Raw genomic sequence first — 25,509 nt, 5'->3', positions numbered from 1 at the left:
ATTTATCAACGGTTTTATCCTTGAGGATGTCAGCGATGTCTTTGACGTAGGGTTTGGCAGCCTCCCCCAGATTTCCCAATGCCGATGCTGCATCGGAACGAACATATTTATCAACGGTTTTATCCTTGAGGATGTCAGCGATGTCTTTGACGTAGGGTTTAGCTGCCTCCCCCAGATTTCCCAATGCCTCTGCTGCACTGGAACGAACATCTTTATCAACGGATTTATCCTTGAGGAAGTCGAGGATGTCTTTGACGTAGGGTTTAGCTGCCTCCCCCAGATTTCCCAATGCCTCTGCTGCACTGGAACGAACATCTTTATCAACGGATTTATCCTTGAGGATTTTGAAAAATTTATGAGCAATATCCTCTGGTTTCTGAATCACCGCTTTCAAATTTTTTAGATCATATTCATTGAATTTATCAAAAGCGATTTTCTTTACTCCGTCATATCCATCATCAAGGGCAGCAACGATACCGTTAATTTGCCACGCTTCTGGCTTGGGCTTAGGCTGTTCTTTCGCACTCACCCAAGGTAGGGCGAGGAAGAGAGTCAACAGCAGGATAAAGGGAAAAAGGAAAAAGGGCGACGATCGCTTTTTAATTATGTGCAAATACATTTGTATAATTCGTAATTCGTAATTCGTAATTCGTAATTTTTTTAGATATAAAGGCTCTTTCTGCCCTTTTTTTAGTAGGGAAAGAGAAGGGAGTTAAGTTTTTTACTAGTCAATCAGGAACCGTTACAGTTATCTTTTTATCGTCTGATAACTCAACCTAGCTAGAAATGGAATATTAATGTAATTATTACAGGTACAGGAATTTAAAAAGATACGCCCAAAGTATAATAATGAGCTTCCTTGAGCGATGGTGCGACGCCGAATAGCCCATCGTAGACATCGCCTACTCAAACCACTGCACGAGATAATAACAATACCTCGTTTAATTGTTAGCGATCGCTAATGTCTTTTGATAACCTCTGCAAACTCCTGTCCGAAAAACATCCTGCTACCTTTGCCAGTTGGGTATTAGGAACACCGCAAACTTCCGTCACAGTTCTCAAAACCGAATTGAGTATTGAACCAATTCGCGCTGATTATGTCACATTCTTACAACTACAAGGACGCATTCTCCATCTGGAATTTCAAACCAAACTAGAATCTACGCCACCCCTACCCTTGCGGATGCTAGATTATTGGGTACGCTTGTATCGTTTATATCGTCTACCAATAACGCAAGTTGTCGTATTATTGCTTCCCCCTGCACCAGGAACAGTAATTGAAACTGTCTTCTGTGTCGAAACTACCCGTCATGAATATCGCGTGATTCGCTTATGGGAAGAAAATCCCGAACCATTCCTCAACGATCCTGCTTTGTTACCGTTAGCACCACTGACAGCAACCACGCAACCCCAAGCTTTGTTGCAACAAGTTGTGAGCAAAGTTAATCAACTTGAGCCAAGACAACGACCAGAAATTTCCGCTTATACCCAAATCTTAGCGGGGTTAAAATACAATCAAGACTTGATTCGACAATTATTTCGGGAGGGTATGATGCGCGAGTCAGTGATTTATCAAGAAATTCTCGCTGAAGGCGAACAACGCGGCGAACAACGAGAACGAGCGCTGATTCTCCGTCTGCTGACTCGACGGGTGGGACAATTACCCCAAGAGGTGTTAGACCGGATTGAAACTCTCTCTTTAGAACAATTAGAAAATCTCGGTGAAGCATTGTTGGATTTTCAGGCGATCGCGGATTTAGAAGCCTGGTTTAATACATTAGAGTAAGAACTATAAATTATGATGCGCGAGTCAGTGATTTATCAAGAAATTCTCGCTGAAGGTGAACAACGAGGTGAACAGCGAGGAGAACAACGAGGTGAACTAAGAGGACGAAAGGCAGAAGGGCAATTGCTCATTCTCCGTCAACTTACTCGACGGGTGGGAGAATTACCCCAAGAGGTGCTAGACCGGATTGAAACTCTCTCTTTAGAACAATTAGAAAATCTCGGTGAAGCATTATTGGATTTTCAGGCGATGCCTACGGCGGTAAACTACGCGGATTTAGAAGCCTGGTTTGATACATTAGAGTTCAATTAACTTGAAGCCCCAAGGTTTGAGAGCCGCTAAAGCTATTTCTTCACTTACACCTTCATAAGCCTCCCATTCCAATGGGTGTTCTTTTGGATGTCCGTCGCCGACATTACCTGCAACTTTAATTATTGGACAGTTGGCAATGCGATCGCGCTCTAGCCCTTTTGGAACTACTAATTGGATTTTGTGCCCGATAAACTTCGCTGTACTATCATTAGCTACAGATTCACGGATTAAACAAATATCACCAGCAGTCCCCCAAGTCGTTTGGTAGATGTGGAGGAATGATATATAAGTTGCAGGTTTGATCGCTCTTTTTATAACGTGCATTATCTGTAATCCTTACACTATGAGTCAAAAATCATAAATCCTATAAGTATTTTCTATCACGTTCGTAGGGAAGAATGTTCTTAACTCACATTTTCCACCTAGCCCAGGCGATTAAAAACCGCCTGGTGGAAGATGTAAAGCTCAAAAGACGATAATTGCCCACATACTAACTCCCAAAGCGATCGCTGCTAGGTGTTGCAGTATGAGCGATCGCACTGATTGCTTGGCAATTTTTTGTGTTAATACCATAGTCATTAACACGGAGAAAATTATTGTTGCACCTTGCAAAAAGGCAATCACAGCCGGGTGAGCAACCAATATTGGCAATTGTTCGCCACTCAAACCAAGTGTCGCAAAGGTTACGGGTAAAATCCGTCCGCCTTCGCTTAAGCCCAAACGCAGATAGTGAGCTAAGTTTCCCCCTAAAACTAATGGGAGATAGCTATATGCAAGCTCTACAAATTTTCGAGGCTTACGGTTAGCGTTGAACAGTTGGAACAAGCTATAAGCGCCAAAGGTAAAAGCTGCTGGAATAATTAACACTAGCAGTGATAATCCCAAGTGCTGCCAAAAATCAGTTAAATCCAGTTGTAAGCCTAACCAAGATTGCAATTCTGGCAAGCGATGTAAATATATACCACCCAACAGCAATAACAATAATGCTACTTCATAAGTACGGGGTACATGAGTTGTCCACAATTCAATTCCAGGGGGACGCAAGTTGAACTCAACAGAGCGATGGGGACAAGCTTTCAGGCAAGTCATGCACAGTACGCAATCTCGGTTATCTTCTAATTGGGCTGGATGTGAGTATAAAGGACATCCATTCGTTTCCATACCTTCGCCCTTTTGCGGCCCGCCTTTATAACACTGATACGTGGTGCAACTGGCAGAACATATCCCTTGCTGGGCGCGGAGTTCCGTCATTGAGAGTTTGGCAAATAAACCATTCATCCCGCCGATGGGACAGAGATAGCGACACCAAAACCGCCGCTCAAAAATAGCCGAGAAAATCATCGCCCCAGCAGTAATTAATAGCAGCAAACAAGCGCTGAGGTAAGCTGTATTTTCTAAATGCCAGAGTTCTTCCCATAAGAAAATTAGGGTAAATAAACCAAAGAGGAACCATCCGCCCCATTTTTCAGCTTGTTCTCTCGGCCAGCGCTTGAGTTTTCGAGGCCACAGCCATAAAGAGAGCTTTTGGGTGATTTCTCCATAAATCATGAAGGGACAAACAGAACACCAAATACGACCCAAAAAGGGAAAGAGAAACAAGAAGAAAGGCCACCACCAAGCCCAAAATAGATTTAAGACGAAATTGCGATCGCGGGTTTGCGGCCCAATAAATAATATTGCCACAATAATCGCAAAAGCCGTTGCAGTAAAACCATAATTAATGCGATCGGGCCACCAGTCACTACGTAAAAATCGCCGCAAATTAGGATAGGCATTTAACAGATTTACCCGAAATCGTTTTTTCTTAGTTTCGGCTTGCCAGAAAATTTCTTCTGTTAATTCATTTGCACCCTCAGCTTGGGCAATCGCTCTTTCTACCAGATTTTTCAATTCCCTGAGATTGCCAGGAAAATCATAAGACTGGAGGCGACGCAAAGCTTCTGGGGTAATGTGCGGTTTAGAAATCCCTCTAGAGCGTGTATAAAGACTGGTATAATATTCGACCTGTGTCTGAATATCAGCTTTCCGCACCCGTAGCGGTGGCACTTTAATAATGTGACCAACAAAACGTTCAACTGTCGGCTGAGTTTTTTCTGAAACAATCAGAATTCTGGCTTGACTGGGACGAGGTTCGGGTGTTGAATCTCCAGAACGACTGACGGGGGTATATTTACCAGTTTTGAGCAACTCCGTCACCGCAGGTAATAATTCTTCGGGCAATTCTTGGATATTGTTGAGAACTAGAGTACCTTCTCCCAACCATTCCAACAGCCCTGGTTTGCCGCCAGCGCGACCAAATAAATCTGCACCGCTAGTTTGGAGAATACCACAATTTACTTTAATAATTGGTTCTCGCCGTTTGGGAGAACCAAAGTGGATGAGAGCTGCTATATTGTCTTTTTCTAACCCCGGTTCTCCGAAAATATCTACTGATTTGCGATCGGCAGCTGCTTCTCGAATTTGCTCCCGCAACCGCACAGCATAGCGACTTGTACCGACAATTCCGCGTTGGGCTTTGGTAACTAAATATGGGCGCAAGGCAATAGAACGTTCTTGTTCATAGCCAAGTGCAGATGTTACCTGAGCTAATTCTTGAGCCAATTGACGCGAAAAAGCCTGAGTAATTTCGGGGTATTGAGTGACTAATTCCCGAAATTTAGCAGCAGGTACAACCCACAAGTGACATTCGGTTACTGTCGTAATTGTGAATGGAGTTGATTCATCCAACAGCAATTCTTTGAGTTCAATCACTGCACCGGGGAGAAATCCACAAGCTAAAGCTGGGTTGTTTTGATTGGTGGTATTGCTTTCGAGTTGACCTTCTACAAGAATATAAAGGGCTTCTGGAGAATTGCCTTCACTAACTAAGTCAGTTTCGCCTGGTACAACTCGTTCTTCAATTACTTGAGCGATCGCATTTAATACTTCAGGCGAGAGAATTCCTAAAGACGTGCGTTTTTGTAGCCATGTAACCGTTTCTGGAGATGTCATATTTAGTTCTCCCTGTAGGCTGCTGTATAACAAGAATTATCCCTGAAAGGGTATGTCAAAATATCTATATTCAGTGGTTGTGCATTAATATACAATGTGCAATAGACTTATTGTCTAATATTATGTCCGGGTAATTAGTTATGATTTCCATAATCACTGCACCCCACCCCCAGCCCCTCTTTGCAGGCGGGGCTACGAACTGACTTTAACTCGTCCCAATTTCGGGTCATTTACTTCCAAGACAGATGCTGCTTCGCCCCATGTAGAGGCTTCATTTAGTTTAAATTTTGCACCATGTTTTCGAGGACGACCCGAACCTTTATAAGCTGGTGGTGCACCCCATAAACACAGATTTGAACGCAACCGTACTCTTATTATCTGTGGCAATCTCAGATGTTTTCAGGATAAACGGGGCACAACCATATTCACTGTCCCAAACAGAAATCGGTCTAGAAGGCATTAGCTCGCATACTTTTTTCAGTTGTCCAACTGCTTTCTCAATCGGACTGTCCCAACTGGTGATTCGCTCATGCCTCAAAGGTAGTGCCCAACTTCCAGAATCTTCTGGAATCCAAGCTATCGTACTGTATCCCTGTCCAATCGTAATTGGTTTATTTCCTGCGATCGCATCCAACCACCAAAAAAAAACCCGTGCTACGCGGGGGTGCTACGGGGTCAAATTGCTGAAAGTATTGATAGAGGCTGCTTTTAGCTTACTTTTAGCTTACAACTATTGGCGGTGACACCCGGTGGTCGCCCGTTGTCTCTTTGTCCACTTTTTTACAAAATCCCACTACTACCCCCTACATTTGTTATATTTGGGACAGCATTTCAAATTAAACCTTCCTGTAGTACTGACTACTCTTCTTCCTCCGTTGCTAGGAACATTTACCCGTTGATCGCTACCGTTAGCTATATCAACTTTTATAGTAACTGTATAAGGACAGCGATTAGTTAGAACAGCTCCATTATCAACATAATCTGCTTGAACACATGGTGGCAATGGGACTCGATCGGCTACTGAACAATTATCAGCTAAAGCAGGTAATGCGCTAAATGTCAAAAAGAAAAATACTAAAGGTGTTGAGAAACGTTTTGAAAAATTCATAACATCTTTCTCTATTCTAGAACTTACGCGTTGACAAATTTTTGATTGTGTGGCAGTTATCACAGCAGACATAAATCACCTTAATAAAGTCGGGGTTTTGTATTAGCGAGGACATAAGCCTTGCTTCTACTTCTTATATCGGGGTAATGAAATCAATTTATGCACACTGCGGAAAATGAACGTGGATTGTAGATAGAGTCAAGCATTTTGCCGTCGCAGTACAATTGATCCGCAAATACAGACAATGTTTCCACGCGATCAAGTGTCAAATCGTTGTAGGCTGTGGATCGCAGGGTCTACAGTCTAGCGATGAAAATAAATCGGCACGGACGCGCCAAAGTTCTAACGCAATCAGAGATACAGCTAATCTTCAGTCATGGCTTTGACATGATATAACGCCTTCTCAATTGCGTTTCTCAGCTATTTGTCTTTTTAGTAAACGATATATCCCTTGCCCAAGTAGACTCTACTTCAGTCCACTAAACAACGAATGGGCAAACAAAGCGGCTTGAGTGCGATCGCGTAAACTCAACCGACTGAGAATATTAGTAACATAATTTTTAACAGTGTTTTCTGAAAGAAACAGCGATTCAGCAATTTCTCGGTTATTGGCTCCACAAGCAATTAACCGCAATACATCTAATTCTCTGGCTGTGAGTTGCGCTAATTCTGGAGGAGTTTGCACAGACGGGACAGGTGCGGTAATCGGCGTGAGGGCTTTCTCAAATAATCCCGGGCCGAGTAGGGTTTGTCCTTTGTAGACGGATCGAATTGCCAACATTAATTCATCTGGTTCGGTGTCCTTGAGCAAATAGCCCTTTGCACCCAGCCGCATCGCCTGGAAAACATACTCATCATCATCGAAGGTGGTGAGGACGAGAACTTTAATTTCAGGATATTGTTGAGCGATCGCTTTTGTGGTGGCAACTCCATCCATTACAGGCATTCGGATATCCATTAGTACAATATCGGGTTTCAATGCGGCAATCTGTTCGAGTGCCCGTTGCCCATTTTCTGCCTCACCAATTACCTGCATCTCTGCATTCGACTCAAGCATACTCTTAAGTCCTTGGCGAATCAGATGCTGATCGTCAACTAATAAAATCCGAATCATAAGCTAAAACACCAACAGCTTTGAGAGTGGCAAAGAAACAGAAATACAGCAACCTGTTCCTAATTGACTGTGGAGATTTAACTGGCCACCCAGTGCAACCGATCGTTCTCGCATCCCTTGTAATCCAAACCCGGTTGTATTTTGAGTGGGGTTAAAACCTTTTCCATTATCTTCGATTGACAGATGAATCATCCCAGCGTGAGCCAGAAGTTTAACGGTGACACTTGTTGCCTCAGCGTGTTTGCAAATATTTGTCAGCGATTCTTGCACAATGCGGAATAAAGCCGTGTTTACTTCTGTTGGTAGGGTGTGCGGGAGATCGATTTTACAGGATGGTTCAATACTTGTGGTTTGCTGAAAATCTATCAGCAGTTTTTCAATAGCTGATTTGAGAGATTGCCCTTGCAAAGGATTTGAACGCAAAACCGAAAGCGATCGCCGAATTTCTAAGAGTGCTTCAGCCCCCAGTTCTTTCGCCTGTTTGAGAAATGTTAATGCTTTGTCATTATTTGATTGCCAAAACAACAGAGTGTTATTAATCTGAATGGTTTGGGCGGCGAGAGTGTGTCCTAAGCCATCATGAATTTCGCGGGCAATTCGGTTGCGTTCTTGCAAGGTTGCCTGATCTTCAATCCGCAGGGCATACTGGCACAGTTGTTGATTGATGATTTCTAATTGCTGATGGGCAATTTCTAACTGCTCTCGACTTTGGCGCTCTGCAAGCAGGGCGTTAATTAACAATAAAGCGAATACTAACGTTAAGCTAAACAATAATATATTACTTAATCGCCAATCCCAGGACATGAGGATCAGCTTATCTGGCAGAAAATTCTCAGGTACAATCGGTTTTGATAAAAGTAGTGTTCCATAAGTAAGCAGAGATAAAATTAAGACGACCAACTGTCCCGATCGCTTAAATATGAGACAACTCCGCATCACCAATACCAGACACAGCAGGAAAACGGAGCGAGTCGATAAAGTATGTTGAGTGGCTGGTAGCAAAATTAAACTGAATTCCAGGACTGTATAAATTAATTTGCTTTCCAGCTTCACCATTGGTAGTCTCAAACCCATCAAGCTGAAAGTTGCGATCGCCATAACTCCTAGCGGCAAAGACCAGGACAACTGAAACGGCAGCAGAACTTCCATGAACACTGCCGTGGCTAATAACAGCCACTCTAGATAAAGCAACAGACGAAAAGATGGGTAGGTCAAGCTAACCATAGAATTCCAACTCAATGGTCTTTGTAACAAAACCATAGGTATTTTCACTATTTTAGAGGGAAATATTGAACTGTGGACTGGGGATTAGGGACTAGGGACTGGGGATTGGGAAGATTTGAATCGGAATTCAGACTCCAACCAAATCTTACTCATAATTTCTTCCCCAGTACCCAGTACCCAGTCCCTAGCACCTAGTACCCATTCTTCTATATAACGAATCTGTCTCTACTATCGATAGAGCCGTTCCGACTAATTAATTATTTCTAAATTAGGAAAAAAGTCACAATAATTTGAGTACTTTTTTACTGGTCAAGTTAGGAATTCTAGCTCATGTGCAAACTCGTGCCAACTTTTAAGATTAGCTGGTGTAAGTAAATCAGCAACTTTTCAAACATCTTCTAAACACTCGACTTTATCCAAAATTAAGAACTTGCTTATCTTGATACGGCAAAAACCCTAGCTTTTTGGCAAAAACTTTTTCCATGTCACTGATTATCGGTTAAATCTAAAAAGTAAAACTACCGTCCCACAAAGGTTTCAGTGTCAGGTTTTGGGTTTCATAAAAATGGATAAAGTCGAGCTAAACAGTCATAAACGGAAATTGAGTCAGAACAGTTCTATTACACACAACAAAAATCAGAGAAATAAATGATTAAAAAACAGATAATTTTACCAACCCTGCTACTTGCAACTATCCTCATTGGAGGAATGACAGGTTGCACCAGTTCTAAATCTCCAGATGTGTCTCAAGGGAATGATTCTGGCACAAAGGTATCTAATACTTCTACGACAAACTCTGCGGCAGCGAATACGCCAGAACGCGCTCACAAACGCGAAGAAATTCGCAAGCAAGTTGAGGCCGTTCTGACCCCAGATCAGGTAAAGGAATTGTCAACGAAATTACAAAAAGGTGAAAAAATGCGTAAAGCAGTGTTCAGCCTAAATCTTACTGCTGAACAAAAGACTAAAATTCAGGATATTTTTAAGACTGCCTATCCCCACCGTAAAGGAAAATCTCAAGAGAATTCCTAGTAGTTCGATCAAAACAGAATTCAGGAGTCAGAATTCAGAATTCAGAAGGAATTATCTGCGACTTATGGTATTCAGCTTTTCATTAATTGCATTCTGGATTCTGGATTATTCTTCAATAATTAAAGTATGTTTAAACAAAAATTGCTCGTCAAGATAGAACTGGCTGTTATAGCCACAATCTTTGTAGGAACTAGTCTCTACACTTCCAAAGCTCTAGGTAAACCACAACCTAGCTCTCAAAAACTGGTGGATGAGGTGTGGCAAATCTTAGATAAAAACTATGTTGATGTCAGCTTTAATCATCAAGATTGGCAAGCAATTCGTCAGCAGTATATTAGCCGTTCCTATAGTTCTAAGAAAGAGGCTTATGGAGCAATTGAAGAAATGGTGGCGAAATTAGGCGATCGCTACACCGAATTTTTTGACCCGCAAGAATTTAAAGCCTTAAATAACGATATTTCTGGCAACCTCAGTGGCGTAGGGCTGGAACTGGCACAGAATGAAAAAACTAAAGCTTTAACCGTTGTTGCCCCAATTCAAGGAACCCCTGCATTTAAAGCGGGTATTTTGCCGGACGATGTAATTGTCCAAATTAACGGTCAAAAAACTCAGGGGATGAAAATTGACGATGCCGTGAAGCGGATTCTCGGGCCAGTGGGAACCAAGGTAGTACTCATGATTCAACGGGGCAATCAATCGCAAACTTTCAAACTTACCCGCGCCAATATTGCTATCCATCCTGTAACTTATAACACGCAAACAACAGCAGCAGGCAAGATTGGTTACATTCGTTTGCCAGAGTTTACGCAAACTGCGCCCGTAGAGATGCATCGGGCAATTCAAGCATTAGAAAAACAACAGGTACAGGGCTACGTTTTAGATTTGCGTTCCGATCCAGGTGGACTGCTGGATGCGAGTTTGCAAATTGCTAGTATGTGGTTGAAGCAAGGAGCGATCGTGTCTTTGGTAAATCGAGACCAAGTGAAAGAAAGCTACGATGCATCGGGACATCCTCTCACCGACAAACCCTTAGTGATACTGGTTGATAAGGGATCTGCTAGCGCCAGCGAAATTCTATCGGGAGCGCTACAAGACGACAATCGCGCCACCTTAGTAGGAACTCGCACCTTCGGTAAAGGTTTAGTTCAAGCCGTAGAGCCACTAGAAGATGGTTCGGGGCTGAAATTAACGATCGCTAAATACTACACACCGAAAGGCCGAGATATCAATCATGTTGGCATTGCCCCAGATATTAACGTGGCATTAACCGAGGCACAACAGAAAGCCTTAGTGCAAAACCGAACCTTGGGAACATTAGCCGATCCTCAGTATGCTAGCGCTGTTGCTGACCTGAGCAAATTGATTCAGTCTGGGGCTAATCATGTGAGTTTGCAGCGTGGGAAATGAAGCCGGCATGGTAAGTGGTCACTGAGCGTAGTTGAAGTGACCACCTACCTACTTGCAGACTCGTTAACGCTGCGCTATTTGCCTCCTGCCTTACTTTAACAAGCTAGGAACTGTATCTTTCTATCATGTCAACCCGCAAAGCCCAACGACTTCAAATTTGCGAACCAGTCCCAGGTCTGCAAATCCTGGTTCAACTCAGCAACACTCCTTTAGTGCGGACAATCATAGCTATTGTTACCCACCATCAGCTAGCGATCGTTGGGTTTGTATTTGTTGCCACCTTGGTTTTTGCTATGCGGGAAAACGCCCCTTGGCTGACAGTACCTAAACAGGTAGCGATTGAATTCTTTTCTGCTGTTTCCCAGTCTCTAGCTGCTTTATTGGGAGTGTTAATTGTTTTTCTCACCTTTACTAGTCAGTTGATCGCTCAAAGGAGATATGAGGACTACTATACACTCCAGATTCAGATTGACCAACTGATTCGTCTAACTCAGTCTCTTCCCCCCGAACTCAGTAATTTCGATCAAACTCTGATCGCTCTGATTAACTATTTAGTTCCCTTACATTTAAAGGATTTCCCAATTTGGTCAACTAGCTCTCAGGTCTTACCTTGGGACAAGCTTTTAGATGATTTCAAGAATGAACATGAATTGACGCAAGTGCAGCAACAATGCTCCTTAGCTACCCATCTGCACCAACAACAAATTTTACTTGTCATCAATAACATGGAAGAAATACTAGAGAGATTTTCCCGGCTTTACAATCGCATCCTAGAAATGAGTCGGTTCATTCTCGCAATTGTCAAGCTGTCATTTCTTCTAGGAGTTTCGCTGGTATTTTTGCTGCTATTTGGCATTATCGATTTGCAAAGGAAATTTCCCGATCTCAGCCTACCTGTAATTGTTTCATTAGCAATTTGGGTATTGATTGCTCTTTTGGAACTAGTACTTGATACCTGGTTCTTTTATAAAAACCTCTATGGTTCATCAAGTCATTATTTACACTTTTTCCCCAATAAAAAATACCCCAACTAATCGGCAGAGGCTAACTTAAAATGAGTAACTTAACATCATTCCCAGATACTAAAGCTGCTAACACAAGCAAAGCATCTCAATTTACAACTGATACGGTACGTGTTTATCTTCAAGAAATTGGGCGGATACCTCTGTTAACCCAAGAGCAAGAAGTTTTTTTTGCCCAACAAGTTCAGCAAATGATAAAAATACTTGCTGAATCCGAAAAACTGACTGTTGAATTAAATCGTACCCCCACACTGTCAGAATGGGCTGCTCGGATGCAGTTAAGCGAACAGGAACTACTTCAAAACCTAAATCAAGGGAAAAAAGCCAAGCAGAAAATGATGGCATCTAATCTCCGGCTCGTGGTGTCAATTGCCAAGCAATATCAGAGACGGAACTTAGAACTGATGGACTTAATTCAAGAAGGTACTTTAGGTTTGGAAAGAGGGATTGAAAAATTCAATCCGGCTTTAGGATACAGATTTTCAACCTACGTTTACTGGTGGATTCGTCAAGGAATTACCAGAGCGATCGCTCAACAAGGACGCGCAATTAGATTACCGATTCACATTAATGATAAGTTAAACAAAATTAAGCGCGTTCAGCGAGAGTTATCTCAAAAACTTGGTCGCGTTCCTACCACTACGGAAATTGCTCATGCACTTGCTTTGGAGCCTAATCAGATTCGACAATATCTAACTTTGGCTCGTCAAACTATCTCTCTCGATCTTCAAGTTGGTTCAGAAAAAGATGTTAAGTTAGAAGATTTAATCGAAGATTATAGATATTCTCAAAATGGTTATACTACTGAGCAATCTCTCAATCAGGAACTTGAAGACTTATTGTCAAGTTTATCTAGACAACAACAAGAAATATTAAACTTACACTTTGGTTTAATAGATGGAAATGAACTTTCTCTAGAACAGATTGGTCAGCGCATGGGTATTAGTCGGGAACGAGTCAGACAAATAGAAAAACAAGCTCTCCACCTTCTATATCGGCAGCTAAGAAATAATAAGTAAACGCAAGTGAAAAATTATCCCTTAAAATAATGAAATATTTTAAATATGATTACTTAAGACGTATTTAAAAATAGATTTGTTTGATTTATAATAAACAAAATCATCATGATTTGACAAGGCACATCGAGCAAACCGGAAAAAACGAATTATTTAGATGTGCCGCCTCAAATGAAATCGGGATCGGCGGCAGTTGAGGTAGTAAAGGATTTCACGGTTTTTAATATTAATTAAAATGCATTGGAGGTTCTGATGAACCATGAAATTTCTAACGATTTGACTGAGAACAGTATACAACCAGAGCTACCGCGATCGCCAAAAAAGAAAAAAATTACTTTGATAATTTTGGGCGTGCTATTACTGGCAGGACTAGGTTTTTTTGGCATCTATGCAGGTGCAGCCAAGTCAGACAAAAGTGAAAAACCTGGGCGTAATAAGCAACAACTTACACCTGTAACTGTAGCAATGGTGACACAAAAAACGGTTCCGATACAATTGCAGGCGATCGGTAATGTGCAAGCGGGTTCTACAGTATCGATTACGCCCCAAGCTAGCGGACGGATTGTTGGAGTTTATTTCAAGAAAGGTCAAGATGTAAAAAAGGGACAACTTTTGTTTACCCTAGATGACCGATCGCAAGCTGCTGCAATTCAGCAAGCTCAAGGTGTTGTAGCAAAAGACCAAGCCTCAGTACAACAAGCCAGAGATGCGTTAACTAGAGATTTGGGTCAGGTAGACCAAGCCAGAGCCACTTTAGTCAAAGACCAAGCTTTAGTGCGACAAGCCGAAGCGAATTTAGCCAAGGATCGAGCGCAAGCAGAATTTGCTCAGGGACAGAGCGATCGCTATAGTGCGTTATATAAGAAAGGCGCGATTAGTTTAGATCAAGCACAGCAATACCTTTCCAATAGCAAATCGGCGACAGCAACACTACAAGCAGATCGAGAAGCGATCGCTAATGCTGAGGCAGTTTTGAAAAGCGATCGCGTAGCGCTGACTAATGCTGGCGCAGTTGTCCAGGGCGATCGAGCTGCGATCGCTAATGCTCAGGCTGTTGTCGTTTCCGACCAAGGAGCATTAGAAAATACCAAAGTGCAATTATCTTACGCCAAAATTTATGCGCCGATTGATGGTCGCGCTGGCAATATTCTGGTAACTCAGGGGAATGTGGTACAAGCCAACAGCACCACTCCACTTGTTACCATCACCCAAATTCGCCCGATTCAAGTTGCTTTTTCCATTCCTGAAACAAATCTGCCCCAGGTACAAAAGTATATGCAGAATGGCAAGCTGAAGGTAGATGTGACCTTCCCCGATAATCCAGCTCATGCGATACCAGGTGCTTTGACATTTGTCAACAATACGGTCGATAACACTACGGGGACAATTCAACTAATTGGCGACTTTGATAACACTCAGGGACACTTATTTCCCGGTCAATTTGTCAACGCAACCCTAACGCTGACTGAACAACCAAATGCAACGGTTGTTCCTTCCCAAGCCGTGCAGAATGGCCCCGATGGCCAGTTTGTCTTTGTAGTTAAGCCAGACATGACGGTGGAAAATGTTCCAGTTACAGTTAGCAGCACCATTCAGGGGCTAGATGTAATTCAGAAAGGGCCGCAACCAGGCGATAAAATTGTTACCGATGGTCAAGCGAATCTCGTTTCCGGGAGCAAAGTTCGCGTTAAAACAGCCGGCAATTCCCAAGGCGGCAATGACTCGAATCAGCCAAGAAGAAATCATTCCCGTAACTCTGGTGGAGGTGATTCATGAACCTCTCAGAACCATTTATCCGCCGCCCGATCATGACAACTCTGGTGATGGCGGCGATTTTAATCTTCGGTTTCATGAGTTATCGGTTGCTGCCCATCAGCGATTTACCAAGTGTAGATTATCCCACAATTCAAGTAAGTGCTTCCCGACCGGGAGCTAGCCCCGAAACAATGGCAGCATCGGTTGCCCGTCCTCTAGAAAAGCAATTTTCCAGTATTGCTGGACTCGATTCGCTCAACTCAACTAGCACTCTGGGACAGACTCAAATTACCCTGCAATTTAACCTGAGTCGGAATATTGATGATGCGGCGCAGGATGTGCAAGCCGCGATATCGGGAGCATCGGGACAAATTGCCACGGATTTACCCAATCCTCCTACCTATAGCAAAGTTAACCCCGCAGACCAACCGATTCTCTACCTTTACCTCGATTCTCCGACTCTGCCGCTTTCCCAGGTAGATAATTATGCCGAGACTTATTTAGCGCAAAAGCTATCTACAATTAATGGGGTCGCACAGGTAGCCGTCTATGGTTCTCAAAAGTATGCGGCTCGAATTCAACTCGATCCGCAACAATTGGCAGCGCGGCAAATTGGGCTAGATCAGGTGGCGACGGCGATTCAACAAGGTAACGTCAATTTGCCTACTGGTAGTCTTTCAGGAAATCACAAGAATTTTACAGTTCAAACTAACGGGCAACTTGAGGATGCGGCTGCTTATCGCCAACTGATTGTCTCTTATAAAGATGGAATGCCCATCTATCTCAATCAACTGGGTAGGATTGTTGACAGTGTAGAAAATGACAATGTGGCAAGCTGGTACAATAATACTCGCGCCATTATTCTCACCATTCAAAGACAGCCCGGAACCAATACGGTGCAGGTCGTAGACACGATTAAGAAATTGCTCCCGGATTTGCGAGATCAAATTCCGGCATCCGTGGAAATTGGTATTCTCTATGATGCATCTCAATCAATTCGAGATTCAGTAGATGATGTCAGATTTACTTTGATTCTGACGATCGCTCTAGTTATCTTAGTAATTTTTATCTTTTTGCGGAACCTCTCGGCGACGGTGATTCCCAGTTTGGCATTACCCGTTTCCTTGATTGGTACTTTTGCGGTGATGTATTTGCTGCACTACTCACTAGATAACCTATCGCTGATGGCGTTGACCCTTTCAGTGGGTTTCGTCGTGGATGATGCGATCGTCATGCTCGAAAATATCGTCCGTCACATGGAAATGGGGGAACGTCCTCTAGAAGCAGCGTTGAATGGGTCGAGAGAAATTGGTTTCACCATCCTATCGATGACACTTTCCTTAGTAGCAGTCTTCATCCCCATGTTGTTCATGAGTGAAGTGCTGGGACGATTATTTCATGAATTTGCTGTGACGATCGCAGTGGCAATTCTCGTCTCTGGTTTTGTGTCTTTGACTTTGACACCGATGTTGTGCAGCCGTTTTCTGCGTCCTGTAGACCATGCTAATCAAAGTCGGTTATATCAAGCTTCCGAATATGTCTTCGATCGCTTCCTCGGTTTGTACGATTGGAGTCTCAAAAAAGTCTTAAAATATCACCGCACCACGATGATTTTATCTGCCTTTCTATTGGCGGTGACAGTTGGGCTGTTAGTGATAGTTCCCAAAGGCTTTATTCCTAGCGAAGATACCGGACAAATTACAGGTATTACCCAAGCAGCCCAAGATGCATCCTTTGATAATCTTGTCCAGCATCAGCAGACAGTTGCTAACCTGATTCGTGAAGATCCCAATGTAGATGCAGTCAACTCCAATATTGGCGCGGGAGCGAGTGCTAATGGCAGTGGGGCAGCAGTTGCAGCCAATTCCGGGAGTTTGTTTATTCGGTTAAAACCGCGATCGCAGCGCCAACTAGGGGCTGACGAAATCGTGCAAAATTTACGAACCAAACTCGCCACTGTTCCAGGCATCCAAGTATTCTTGCAAAATCCGCCAGCGATACCCATTGGCGCTCAACAAAGCACAGGACTTTATCAGGTTGCACTTCAGAGTTCTGATGTCAAACCCTTGCAGGAATATGTTCCGCAACTTGTTCTGAAGATGAAGAACTTGCCAGAACTCCAGGATGTCAACAGCGATTTACAGTTTGCTTCCCAGATTCAAATTGACATTGACCGCGATAAAGCTTCAACTTATGGGATCACCGCCGAGCAAATCGAAAATACCCTCAGAAGTGCTTACGGTTCCTACCAAGTGTCAACCATCTATGCAGCAACCAATGAGTATCAGGTGATTTTGGAATTAGCACCCCAATATCAGCAAGATATCAATGCTCTGTTGACCTTATACATTAACTCCAGCACAGGAGTAGCAGTTCCTCTGAAAACATTCGCCAAACTATCTCAGGGAGTCAGCCCGTTAATGGTCAATCATAACGGTCGGATGAACGCCGCCACCATTTCCTTTAACCTCGCTCCCGGTGCGTCCTTGGGAAATGCCAACCAAAAAATTGCAGAACTGATCGATCGAGTGATTCCTAAGAGCATTAGTACCAGCTTTCAGGGCGCAAGCCAGGTGTTTCAAAGTTCACTGCCGAGTTTGGGTTTACTGTTAGCGATCGCCATCTTAGTAATTTATCTCATCCTGGGTATTCTCTATGAGGATTTCATTCACCCAATTACAATTCTTTCCGGTTTGCCTTCAGCAGGTTTTGGGGCATTGTTAACGCTGATAATATTCCATGTCGAACTCAATGTTTATTCCTTCATCGGCATAATTCTCTTGGTGGGCATTGTGAAGAAAAACGGCATTATGATGGTGGACTTTGCAATTGAAGCCCAGCGAGAAGAATTGAAAAAACCCTCTGAGGCAATTTATCAAGCCTGTTTAGTGCGCTTCCGTCCAATTATGATGACGACGATGGCAGCATTAATGGGAACCTTACCCATAGCGATCGGATTTGGGGCTGGTTCAGAATCCCGCCGTCCTTTAGGGATTGCAGTTGTGGGTGGACTGGTGTTTTCTCAGATATTGACTTTGTATTTAACGCCCGTGTTCTATATATATATGGAATCGTGGCGGAAGAAACTCAATCAAGTTAAGTTTCGGCGGGTGTTCTCATTTACAGGGGAGCGATCGTGATATTTAACAATTCAAAATTCAAAACTCAAAATTAAAGACAACACAGACTAAGTACAACATCTCATTAATTCATAGCGAAATCTCTGCGTGCCTCTGCGCTTACCTCTGCGCCCCTTTGCGTTTAAATTTCAACCCTCAATTCACCATAATTTTACGCAAACCTGTACTAAGCGATCGCATCGCCATCACATTTCTGGGAGAACAAAACTCATGAACCTTTCAGAACTTTTCATCCGTCGTCCAGTCATGACCACTTTGGTAATGATGGGTATTCTCATCTTCGGTCTCATGAGTTATCTACTGTTACCCATCAGTGCCCTACCCAACGTTGAATATCCTTTTATATCTGTCTCCGCTAGTCTCCCAGGTGCTACCCCAGAAACAATGGCATCTTCAGTCGCCGCACCCCTAGAAAGACAGTTTACCGAAATTGCCGGACTCAATTCATTCAATTCCACCAGTTCCACAGGCAGCACCAACATTTCCCTACAATTTGACTTTAGCCGCCGAGTGGAAGATGCCGCCAAAGATGTACAAGCAGCTATCTCAGCAGCAGCCGGACAACTACCCGCCGGAATGCCTCACCCCCCTACATACCGCAAAGTTAACCCATCTGTCTCACCGATACTCTTCCTCTATATGTATTCGGAGACACAGCCAATCTCGACAGTTGATGAATACGCAGAGGTAACAGTTGGTCAACCAATTTCGATGATTGATGGTGTTGCTCAGGTACAGGTTTTTGGTCAACAGCAATATGCAGTCCGCGTCCAACTTGACCCGCGAGAGTTGGCATCGCGGGGAATTGGTCTAAATCAGGTGAAAACTGCAATTCAACAGGGAAATGTCAACTTACCAACCGGCAGTCTCTCGGATACTTACAAAAGTTATACGATTCAGGCGAACGGTCAACTTACTGATGCTGCCAGCTATCGCCAGCTAATTGTAACTTACAAGAATGGTGCGCCCGTGCGGCTTCAGGATTTGGGGCAGGTAATTGACAGCGAACAAAACGTCAAAGTCTCGAATTTGTATAGCGATCGCAAAGTAACAAATCGCCATTCTGTTGTTCTCGCTGTGCAGCCGCAACCGGGAGCTAATACTGTAAAAATTGTTGATGCCATCCAAGAACTTTTACCTACACTCCGCGAACAAGTTCCCAAATCTATTGAGATGGGGATTATGTACGATCGCTCCCAAACTATCCGAGCCTCTGTCAACGATGTGAAATTTACCTTGGTTCTCTCAGTATGTCTAGTTGTCTTAGTTATTTTCTTATTCTTGCGTGACATAACAGCTACCCTAATTCCCAGTTTGGCGCTACCTGTAGCGATTATTGGCACTTTTGCTGTAATGTATCTGTCGGGCTTTTCTTTAGACAACCTCTCACTCATGGCGTTGACCCTCTCTGTGGGCTTTGTTGTGGATGATGCGATCGTTGTGTTAGAAAATATTGTCCGTTATCGGGAAATGGGCGAATCTCCGCTAAACGCGGCATTGAAGGGATCGAGGGAAATCAGCTTCACAATTTTGTCAATGACCCTTTCCCTAGTGGCGGTGTTCATCCCGATCATGTTCATGAGTGGAATAATCGGGAAATTATTTCATGAATTTGCTGTGACGATCGCAGTGGCAATTTTGGTTTCGGGTTTTGTTTCCCTCAGTCTCACTCCTATGTTATGCAGTCGCTTTCTGCGTTCGCATCAGCAAAGACCAAATCTGCTGTATCGAGTCTCAGAACGGGCATTTGATTTACTACTGCGGGGATATGATTGGACGCTCAAACCCGTTTTAAAATACCGCCTGATGACACTGATTGGTTCTGGTATTCTGCTGGTAATGACCGTCTATCTATTCGTCATCGTTCCCAAAGGATTTATTCCTACAGAAGACACCGGACAACTGACGGCTAACACCAAAGGAGCGCAAGATATTTCTTTTGATGATATGCGCCGTCATCAGCAAAAAGTTGTTGATATCATTCGTCAAGACCCTAACATTGAAGCAGTTGACTCAATTGTGGGTGCAAGTGGGCCGAATGCCTCGGTGAACTCCGGGCGAATTACGATTCGGCTCAAGCCACGTTCTCAACGTAAACTGAGTGCTGACCAAATCATTCAAGAGTTAACCCCTAAGTTGAGACGTGTAGTTGGGGTTAAGACATTCCTCCGTTCTCCGCCAGCTATTCCCATCGGCGGACAACAAACCAATTCTACTTATCAGTTCACATTGCAGAGTTTGAATTTACAAGACCTGCGCCAATACGTTCCTAAACTTGTAGATAAGGTCAAAACCCTACCAGGACTCCAGAACGTTGACAGTGATTTACAACTCAGCACTCCTCAAATCCAAGTCAAATTTGACCACAACAAAGCCGCAACTCTTGGCATTACCGCTCAACAAGTTGAACAAACTCTCAGCGCCGCTTATGGTTCTAGCCAGGTGTCAACTATTTATACCCCAAATGACCAATTTTATGTAATCTTGGAAGTAAAACCGGAATTTCAACGAGATCCTAGCGCCCTATCGATGCTCTATGTGCAATCAAGTACTGGAAAACTTGTTCCTTTGAGTGCGATCGCTAATATTACCCAGAGTGTCGGCCCGCTCACTGTTACTCACGTTGCTCAACTCCCCTCTGCAACTATCTCTTTTGACACCCTCCCAGGAACGTCTCTAAGTCAGGCTACAGATGCTATCAAGCAAGCAGCCAGTGAGCTATTACCCTCAACAATTACCCCCAGCTTTCAGGGTTCAGCCCAAACTTTTCAACAGTCCTTCAACGATTTAGGCGTGCTGTTGTTGGTCTCTATTTTAGTAATTTATCTCATTCTCGGTATCCTCTATGAGGATTTTATTCACCCAATCACCATTCTTTCTGGTTTGCCTTCGGCGGGTTTTGGCGCATTATTGACGCTGCTAATTTTCCAGGTTGATTTAAATCTTTACTCTTTTATCGGCATTATCCTGTTAGTGGGTATCGTCAAGAAAAACGGGATTATGCTGGTGGATTTTGCCATTGAAGCGCAACGAAAAGAAGGAAAAAATTCCTTTGATGCCATTTATACCGCTTGCTTGATTCGCTTCCGTCCGATTATGATGACGACGATGGCAGCTTTAATTGGCACACTTCCCATTGCTCTGGGGACAGGAGTAGGTTCAGAAGCGCGTCGTCCTTTGGGGATTGCAATTGTTGGTGGACTGGTGTTCTCTCAGATATTAACTCTCTATCTGACTCCAGTGTTTTACATTTATATGGAGACATGGCGGAAAAAGCTGAGTATGCAGAGTAAGAAAGTTGAAAAAAAGCATCTGCCAGCAGTTAAAAGTTAATGATAGTTTTTCGTAAAATCGAGCATGAGTAAAGCGATCGCTTAGAGTCAATAATCATTGATCGCAATCGAGGAAATTGCCCGTAGCGAGTAACGCGATTTTGTGAGGTCGTTTCACCAATTTCCAACATATTGATTTGTTATTTTCTATTTAACGTTGAACAGAGTCATACCAATTCAAAATTCACGCATTAAAAAAGTGAGAATTAGCATAGGTTTTATGCTTTGCATCCATATCATATTTTTTGTGAATTGGTATCAGAAACTCTGAACAACTATAGCTGTCGCCAAGTAGTTTAGGACATAAATCTAATATAAAACCAAACTGTGTGAAGAAAAATAAATAAGGCTCAAACTCTTTCTCCCTCTGCCCCCTGCTCCCTGCCCCCTGCCCCCTACTATACAACTTCCGCTTCAATAAACTCAGCCTCTATGCACAATACGCTGCTGAAAAAGCACGACCAAAAGTAAGAAGGCCCCACGAAGTACGAGCTGCCACCAAGGAGTAATGGTTCCCTCAAGATTTAAAAGGTTGTACATCATTCCGAGTAAAAGTACACCGATTAGCGTCGGAAACACGCTCCCTTGACCCCCTGCGAGAAACGTTCCTCCCATAACGGTGGCGGCGATCGCATCTGTTTCCCAGCCAAAGGCAGCGACAGGCTGACCCGCCCCTAGACGGCCTGCGAGAATAATACCAGCAAGCCCTGAAAGCAACCCGCTAAATGTGTAGACTGCCAGCTTTACTTGGTTTGGGTTCACGCCCATGAGCCGAGAAGCCTCCTCGTTATTGCCAATAGCGAATATGTGCAAACCTAATCGGCTTCTGTGCAGCATAAACCAAGCTGCAAAATATAAGAGTGCAACTATCAGCACGGGTACAGGAACCCAACCAATGAATCCCCTACCCAGCCAAATAAATCCCGATGCTGCCGATGATACGGCAATGGACTTTTCCTCGGTGATGCTCAACGCCAGTCCACGTGCAGCGCTGGCAGTGAATAAGGTAACAACGAACGGCTGAAGCCGTGCGCGAGACACGAGAAGACCATTGACCACACCCAGCAACGTGGTACTAGCAATGCCGGCGGCGATCGCTACGAAGCTTCCTTGTCCGGCAAGCATTGCTGTAACAACACCGCCTAGAGCAACGAGGGAACCCACAGACAGATCGATTCCTCCACTCAAGATGACGACAGTCATGCCTAGCGCCACGATCGCCAGCATACTATTCTGTCGCATGATGTTCATCAGATTAACAGGTGTCAGGAACGTTTCATAACGAAAGGATGCGAAAACAGCCAAACTAAGGAGTATGAGTAGCACACCCTGGGAGGTGAGGAGCTTGGCAAAACGCCGCAAACCCGTAAGCGCAAAAGACTTTGTAGCAGCCATAACGCGTTAAACCTCCCTCGGACGCTGCAAAAAAATGGCGAAAAGAATGATTACGGATTTCAAAACTAATGACCAGGTAAAGGGAATCAGCAGCATATTGAAACTTGTGGAAATCACCTGCATGAGCAAGGCTCCGACAACAGTGCCGAGGATATTTGCCCGGCCACCGGAGAAGGGCGTACCGCCAACAACAACGGCGGCGATCGCATCAAATTCTGCGTTGACACCGACCTTACTCGGATCGCCCATACCCAACCTCGCTGTCTCGATAAGTCCGGCTAACCCGGCAAGCAGGGCGCTAATGATATAGACTATATACTTCACGCGCTCCGCACGGATACCCGCAAGCCGTGCAGCCTCCTCATTGCCGCCAACTGCAACGATATGACGGCCGAAAAGCGTAGAGCGAATACAGAAAAAAGCTGCCGCGATCGCTACTGCCGCAATGACAACTTGAATTGGTATAGAACCGAGATAGCCTTTTCCCAGTGCTTCAAATGTCGGATTGACAAAGGGAACGAGCTTACCGTCCCCGATAACCTGAGCAATCCCACGCCATAAGATCAGAGCCGCCAAGGTGACGATCAAGGCATCAAGTTTCAGACGTGAGATCAGAAAGCCATTGATCGAACCAACCAATAGAGCAGCGCTGAAAGCGAACAAGATGGCAACAGTCATCCCATACTTAATCAGCAATGCGACAATGACTGAAACCAATGCCATAGTAGAGCCAACCGTCAGGTCGATGCCACGGGAGGCAATGACAAAGGTCATACCAACGGCAACCAACATTGTCGTCGATACTTGGAGCAACATATTCAATGTGTTGCTAATTGTTGCAAAACGCGGAGTGAAGATGGCGTTTGCAACATAGAGAATTAAAAGTGCCGCAAATGCACCGAAGTTTGGGTTCCAGAGGGTTCCCCAACCCAGATCAGACTTCTTGCTCTTCATTTGGGTTTTGCTCTGTTTGGGATTGTCCACCGACGACTTCCTGACGATCTGCGCCTTCCGCCATTGCGTGCAGAATTGCCTTGATATTCTTCTGTTCGCCACTGAGTTCCGCGATTGACTGCCCGTCACGCAGGACGACGACACGTTGCGAACCTTCAACTAATTCTTCCACTTCCGAGGAAATCATCAGAACTCCCAGCCCTTGCTGTGCTAGTTCGGCAATCAGCTGCTGGATCTCTCGCTTTGCACCAACATCAATACCACGAGTTGGCTCATCGAGGAGAAGAAGTTTTGTATTCTTGCACAGCCATCGCGCCAGAAGCACCTTCTGCTGATTGCCGCCCGATAGTTCGTGGATCTTCTGCTCGGCGCTGGCGGCTTTGATATCAAGACGCTGCATGAAACGCTCTACAAGCTTGTTCTGTTGTTTTCTGGAAACGATGCCCCATCGCGTCAGGTTCGGTAGTGCAGCAAGCGTGAGGTTTTCGCGCACCGAAAGCTCAGGGATGATCCCGTCTGCCTTGCGATCCTCGGAAAGGAAAGCGATTCCAGCATCGATCGCATCATGAGGATCGCGCAGAGATAAAAGACTACCTTCGAGTTTTACAGTTCCACTTTCAAGGGGTTCAGCCCCGAATAGGGCACGCACTGTTTCACTACGACCAGAGCCGAGCAAACCTGCAATCCCGACGATTTCGCCATGCCGCATTTCAATGGAAACACCATTGAGCCGTTTTTTATATTTGAGAGCTTCCGCTTGGAGTAGCACTGGCCGATTTAGCGTGTTTTGCGAGTGTCCTGCAAACGCCGTGACTCCTTTGCTCACCTCTTCGGGTTTACGACCTAGCATAAAACAAACGAGTTCCAGACGAGTCAGCGAAGAGAGCGATCGCGTGACGATATTGCGCCCATCACGCAGTACCGTCACGCGATCGCACACGGCATAAAGTTCTTCAAAACGGTGGCTGACGTAGACGATAGATGTCCCTTGCGACTTTAGCCGCCGCATGACATCAAAAAGCACAGAAACTTCAGTTTCCGTCAGCGAACTCGTGGGTTCATCAAGGATCAGCACCCGCGCCCCAAAGGATATAGCGCGGGCGATCGCTACCATCTGGCGATGGGCAATATTCAGCGAACCAACCACTGAGTGCGGGTCGATATACAACCCCAGGCGCTCCAGGATATCGGCGGCCTTAATATTCATCACCCGTCTGTCAATGATGCCGAAGCGATGCGGCTCCCTGCCCAGAAAAATATTCTCAGCAACAGTTCGGAAATCCACGAGCTGGATCTCTTGGTAGACGGCTACAATGCCTGCCGCCTGCGCTTCAGTCGGGTTTTGGAATGCAACGGTTTTCTGGTCGTACTCCATAACACCTGAGTCCCGCCGATAAGCCCCCGTCATCATCTTGATCAGCGTCGATTTGCCAGCGCCATTCTCTCCAACCAGTGCATGAATCTCGCCTGCCTTCAGTTCAAAATCCACATCCCAGAGTGCTGGCACGCCGGAAAAACTTTTTTTTATACCCGTCATGCACAGGACATTTCTAGTTGCCTGATTCATCGGCTTTACCTAGTTTTTGTCTTAATTGCTGATAGTGGAGATCCTTCACTTCGCACTATAGTAATCTTTTTTGTCCATCGTGGAAGCTCAGGAAAATTCCAAGTTATCTTTTTTCTATTTTAGGGTGAGAACCAATACTGCTCGGTTCAAGTACTTGAAAGTCGTTTTGAGGTACTGAAAAGTCGTTTTGAGGTACTGCAAAGTCGTTTTGAGGTACTTGAAAGTCGTTTTGAGGTACTTGAAAGTCGTTTTGAGGTACTGCAAAGTCGTTTTGAGGTACTTGAAAGTCGTTTTGAGGTACTCCAAAGTCGTGTTGAGGTACTCCAAAGTCGTGTTGAGGTACTCCAAAGTCGT

General features: G+C 44.3%; 19 protein-coding genes and 1 pseudogene. 10 read left to right on the top strand and 10 right to left on the bottom strand.

The features are described 5' to 3' along the window. Positions 1–619: HEAT repeat domain-containing protein (locus RM049_RS18455; RefSeq protein WP_322705188.1), on the bottom strand; the 619-nt coding region annotated here is incomplete at its 3' end. Positions 620–961: 342 nt separating this feature from the next. Between RM049_RS18455 and RM049_RS18450 the strand changes: the two genes are divergently transcribed. Both RM049_RS18450 and RM049_RS18445 read left to right on the top strand, forming a co-directional pair. Then, on the top strand, positions 962–1,786 hold the full coding sequence (locus tag RM049_RS18450) for an Rpn family recombination-promoting nuclease/putative transposase (RefSeq protein WP_322705187.1): 825 nt from the start codon (positions 962–964) through the stop codon (positions 1,784–1,786). Positions 1,787–1,798: 12 nt separating this feature from the next. Beyond that, a complete protein-coding gene (locus RM049_RS18445; protein ID WP_416212647.1) occupies positions 1,799–2,098 on the top strand; it encodes a DUF4351 domain-containing protein in 300 nt (99 codons plus the stop codon). Here RM049_RS18445 and RM049_RS18440 read toward each other — a convergent pair. After that, positions 2,084–2,422 (bottom strand): hypothetical protein, encoded by a 339-nt coding sequence (locus RM049_RS18440; RefSeq protein ID WP_322675499.1) that lies wholly within the window; start codon positions 2,420–2,422, stop codon positions 2,084–2,086. The two genes, RM049_RS18445 and RM049_RS18440, sit on opposite strands and share 15 nt — an antisense overlap. Positions 2,423–2,563: 141 nt before the next feature. Beyond that, entirely contained in the window at positions 2,564–5,089 is a 2,526-nt protein-coding gene (locus RM049_RS18435; protein ID WP_322705186.1) for a sigma 54-interacting transcriptional regulator, read from the bottom strand. A gap of 353 nt (positions 5,090–5,442) precedes the next feature. Here RM049_RS18435 and RM049_RS18430 point away from each other — a divergent pair, with 353 nt between their 5' ends. Next, positions 5,443–5,832: a hypothetical protein gene (locus RM049_RS18430; protein WP_322682194.1), complete on the top strand. Its 390-nt coding sequence runs from the start codon at positions 5,443–5,445 to the stop codon at positions 5,830–5,832. 53 nt (positions 5,833–5,885) lie between these two features. Here RM049_RS18430 and RM049_RS18425 read toward each other — a convergent pair whose 3' ends face one another. The 3 genes from RM049_RS18425 to RM049_RS18415 form a co-directional block, all read right to left on the bottom strand. Next, a complete protein-coding gene (locus RM049_RS18425; RefSeq protein ID WP_322699527.1) occupies positions 5,886–6,197 on the bottom strand; it encodes a hypothetical protein in 312 nt (103 codons plus the stop codon). 466 nt (positions 6,198–6,663) lie between these two features. Continuing rightward, positions 6,664–7,311 carry a response regulator transcription factor gene (locus RM049_RS18420; protein WP_322705185.1) on the bottom strand — a complete coding sequence of 216 codons (648 nt, stop codon included), beginning with the start codon at positions 7,309–7,311 and terminating at the stop codon, positions 6,664–6,666. A 3-nt stretch (positions 7,312–7,314) separates the two neighbouring features. Next, positions 7,315–8,571 carry a sensor histidine kinase gene (locus RM049_RS18415; RefSeq protein WP_322705184.1) on the bottom strand — a complete coding sequence of 419 codons (1,257 nt, stop codon included), beginning with the start codon at positions 8,569–8,571 and terminating at the stop codon, positions 7,315–7,317. Positions 8,572–9,183: 612 nt separating this feature from the next. On the opposite strand from RM049_RS18415, the gene RM049_RS18410 reads away from it, so the two are divergent. From RM049_RS18410 to RM049_RS18380, 7 genes are all read left to right on the top strand, one after another. Next, positions 9,184–9,567 carry a hypothetical protein gene (locus RM049_RS18410; protein WP_322705182.1) on the top strand — a complete coding sequence of 128 codons (384 nt, stop codon included), beginning with the start codon at positions 9,184–9,186 and terminating at the stop codon, positions 9,565–9,567. 126 nt (positions 9,568–9,693) lie between these two features. After that, positions 9,694–10,974, top strand: a complete 1,281-nt coding sequence (locus RM049_RS18405) for a S41 family peptidase (RefSeq protein WP_322675493.1) — start codon at positions 9,694–9,696, stop codon at positions 10,972–10,974. 125 nt (positions 10,975–11,099) lie between these two features. Beyond that, on the top strand, positions 11,100–12,008 hold the full coding sequence (locus RM049_RS18400; protein WP_322675492.1) for a hypothetical protein: 909 nt from the start codon (positions 11,100–11,102) through the stop codon (positions 12,006–12,008). Positions 12,009–12,028: 20 nt separating this feature from the next. Then, positions 12,029–13,015 (top strand): RNA polymerase sigma factor, RpoD/SigA family, encoded by a 987-nt coding sequence (locus RM049_RS18395; protein ID WP_322705181.1) that lies wholly within the window; start codon positions 12,029–12,031, stop codon positions 13,013–13,015. Between the two features lie 249 nt (positions 13,016–13,264). Beyond that, positions 13,265–14,788, top strand: coding sequence for an efflux RND transporter periplasmic adaptor subunit (locus RM049_RS18390; RefSeq protein ID WP_322705180.1), 1,524 nt, complete (start codon positions 13,265–13,267; stop codon positions 14,786–14,788). Beyond that, the gene (locus RM049_RS18385) at positions 14,785–17,907 is read left to right on the top strand and encodes an efflux RND transporter permease subunit (protein ID WP_322705179.1); all 3,123 of its coding nucleotides are present in this window, start codon (positions 14,785–14,787) and stop codon (positions 17,905–17,907) included. The genes RM049_RS18390 and RM049_RS18385 overlap by 4 nt, the downstream gene beginning before the upstream one ends. Positions 17,908–18,117: 210 nt before the next feature. Further along, positions 18,118–21,240 (top strand): efflux RND transporter permease subunit, encoded by a 3,123-nt coding sequence (locus RM049_RS18380; RefSeq protein WP_322705178.1) that lies wholly within the window; start codon positions 18,118–18,120, stop codon positions 21,238–21,240. Between the two features lie 422 nt (positions 21,241–21,662). On the opposite strand, the gene RM049_RS18375 is transcribed toward RM049_RS18380, so the two are convergent. The 4 genes and pseudogenes from RM049_RS18375 to RM049_RS18360 form a co-directional block, all read right to left on the bottom strand. Beyond that, complete coding sequence (locus RM049_RS18375; protein WP_322705177.1) at positions 21,663–22,481, bottom strand: ABC transporter permease; 819 nt, start codon at positions 22,479–22,481, stop codon at positions 21,663–21,665. Positions 22,482–22,640: 159 nt separating this feature from the next. After that, positions 22,641–23,588 carry an ABC transporter permease gene (locus RM049_RS18370; RefSeq protein ID WP_322705176.1) on the bottom strand — a complete coding sequence of 316 codons (948 nt, stop codon included), beginning with the start codon at positions 23,586–23,588 and terminating at the stop codon, positions 22,641–22,643. Then, positions 23,569–25,155 (bottom strand): sugar ABC transporter ATP-binding protein, encoded by a 1,587-nt coding sequence (locus RM049_RS18365; protein WP_322705175.1) that lies wholly within the window; start codon positions 25,153–25,155, stop codon positions 23,569–23,571. Before RM049_RS18365 ends, RM049_RS18370 begins: the two co-directional genes overlap by 20 nt. A 103-nt stretch (positions 25,156–25,258) precedes the next feature. Continuing rightward, positions 25,259–25,509, bottom strand: a pseudogene (locus tag RM049_RS18360) (hypothetical protein); the annotation flags it as partial.

This window comes from Nostoc sp. DedQUE04 (assembly GCF_034530995.1).
Lineage (GTDB): Bacteria > Cyanobacteriota > Cyanobacteriia > Cyanobacteriales > Nostocaceae > Nostoc.
The sequence above is the reverse complement of the archived record's forward strand: the minus strand, read 5'-3'. Positions and strand labels throughout refer to the sequence as shown.

Excerpts from the sequence above, each read along its gene's own strand:
- RM049_RS18450 (WP_322705187.1), top strand. The coding sequence starts at position 962 with ATGTCTTTTGATAACCTCTGCAAACTCCTGTCCGAAAAACATCCTGCT.
- RM049_RS18445 (WP_416212647.1), top strand. The coding sequence starts at position 1,799 with ATGATGCGCGAGTCAGTGATTTATCAAGAAATTCTCGCTGAAGGTGAA.
- RM049_RS18440 (WP_322675499.1), bottom strand. The coding sequence starts at position 2,422 with ATGCACGTTATAAAAAGAGCGATCAAACCTGCAACTTATATATCATTC.
- RM049_RS18435 (WP_322705186.1), bottom strand. The coding sequence starts at position 5,089 with ATGACATCTCCAGAAACGGTTACATGGCTACAAAAACGCACGTCTTTA.
- RM049_RS18425 (WP_322699527.1), bottom strand. The coding sequence starts at position 6,197 with ATGAATTTTTCAAAACGTTTCTCAACACCTTTAGTATTTTTCTTTTTG.
- RM049_RS18420 (WP_322705185.1), bottom strand. The coding sequence starts at position 7,311 with ATGATTCGGATTTTATTAGTTGACGATCAGCATCTGATTCGCCAAGGA.
- RM049_RS18415 (WP_322705184.1), bottom strand. The coding sequence starts at position 8,571 with ATGGTTTTGTTACAAAGACCATTGAGTTGGAATTCTATGGTTAGCTTG.
- RM049_RS18410 (WP_322705182.1), top strand. The coding sequence starts at position 9,184 with ATGATTAAAAAACAGATAATTTTACCAACCCTGCTACTTGCAACTATC.
- RM049_RS18405 (WP_322675493.1), top strand. The coding sequence starts at position 9,694 with ATGTTTAAACAAAAATTGCTCGTCAAGATAGAACTGGCTGTTATAGCC.
- RM049_RS18400 (WP_322675492.1), top strand. The coding sequence starts at position 11,100 with ATGTCAACCCGCAAAGCCCAACGACTTCAAATTTGCGAACCAGTCCCA.
- RM049_RS18395 (WP_322705181.1), top strand. The coding sequence starts at position 12,029 with ATGAGTAACTTAACATCATTCCCAGATACTAAAGCTGCTAACACAAGC.
- RM049_RS18390 (WP_322705180.1), top strand. The coding sequence starts at position 13,265 with ATGAACCATGAAATTTCTAACGATTTGACTGAGAACAGTATACAACCA.
- RM049_RS18385 (WP_322705179.1), top strand. The coding sequence starts at position 14,785 with ATGAACCTCTCAGAACCATTTATCCGCCGCCCGATCATGACAACTCTG.
- RM049_RS18380 (WP_322705178.1), top strand. The coding sequence starts at position 18,118 with ATGAACCTTTCAGAACTTTTCATCCGTCGTCCAGTCATGACCACTTTG.
- RM049_RS18375 (WP_322705177.1), bottom strand. The coding sequence starts at position 22,481 with ATGCGACAGAATAGTATGCTGGCGATCGTGGCGCTAGGCATGACTGTC.
- RM049_RS18370 (WP_322705176.1), bottom strand. The coding sequence starts at position 23,588 with ATGAAGAGCAAGAAGTCTGATCTGGGTTGGGGAACCCTCTGGAACCCA.
- RM049_RS18365 (WP_322705175.1), bottom strand. The coding sequence starts at position 25,155 with ATGAATCAGGCAACTAGAAATGTCCTGTGCATGACGGGTATAAAAAAA.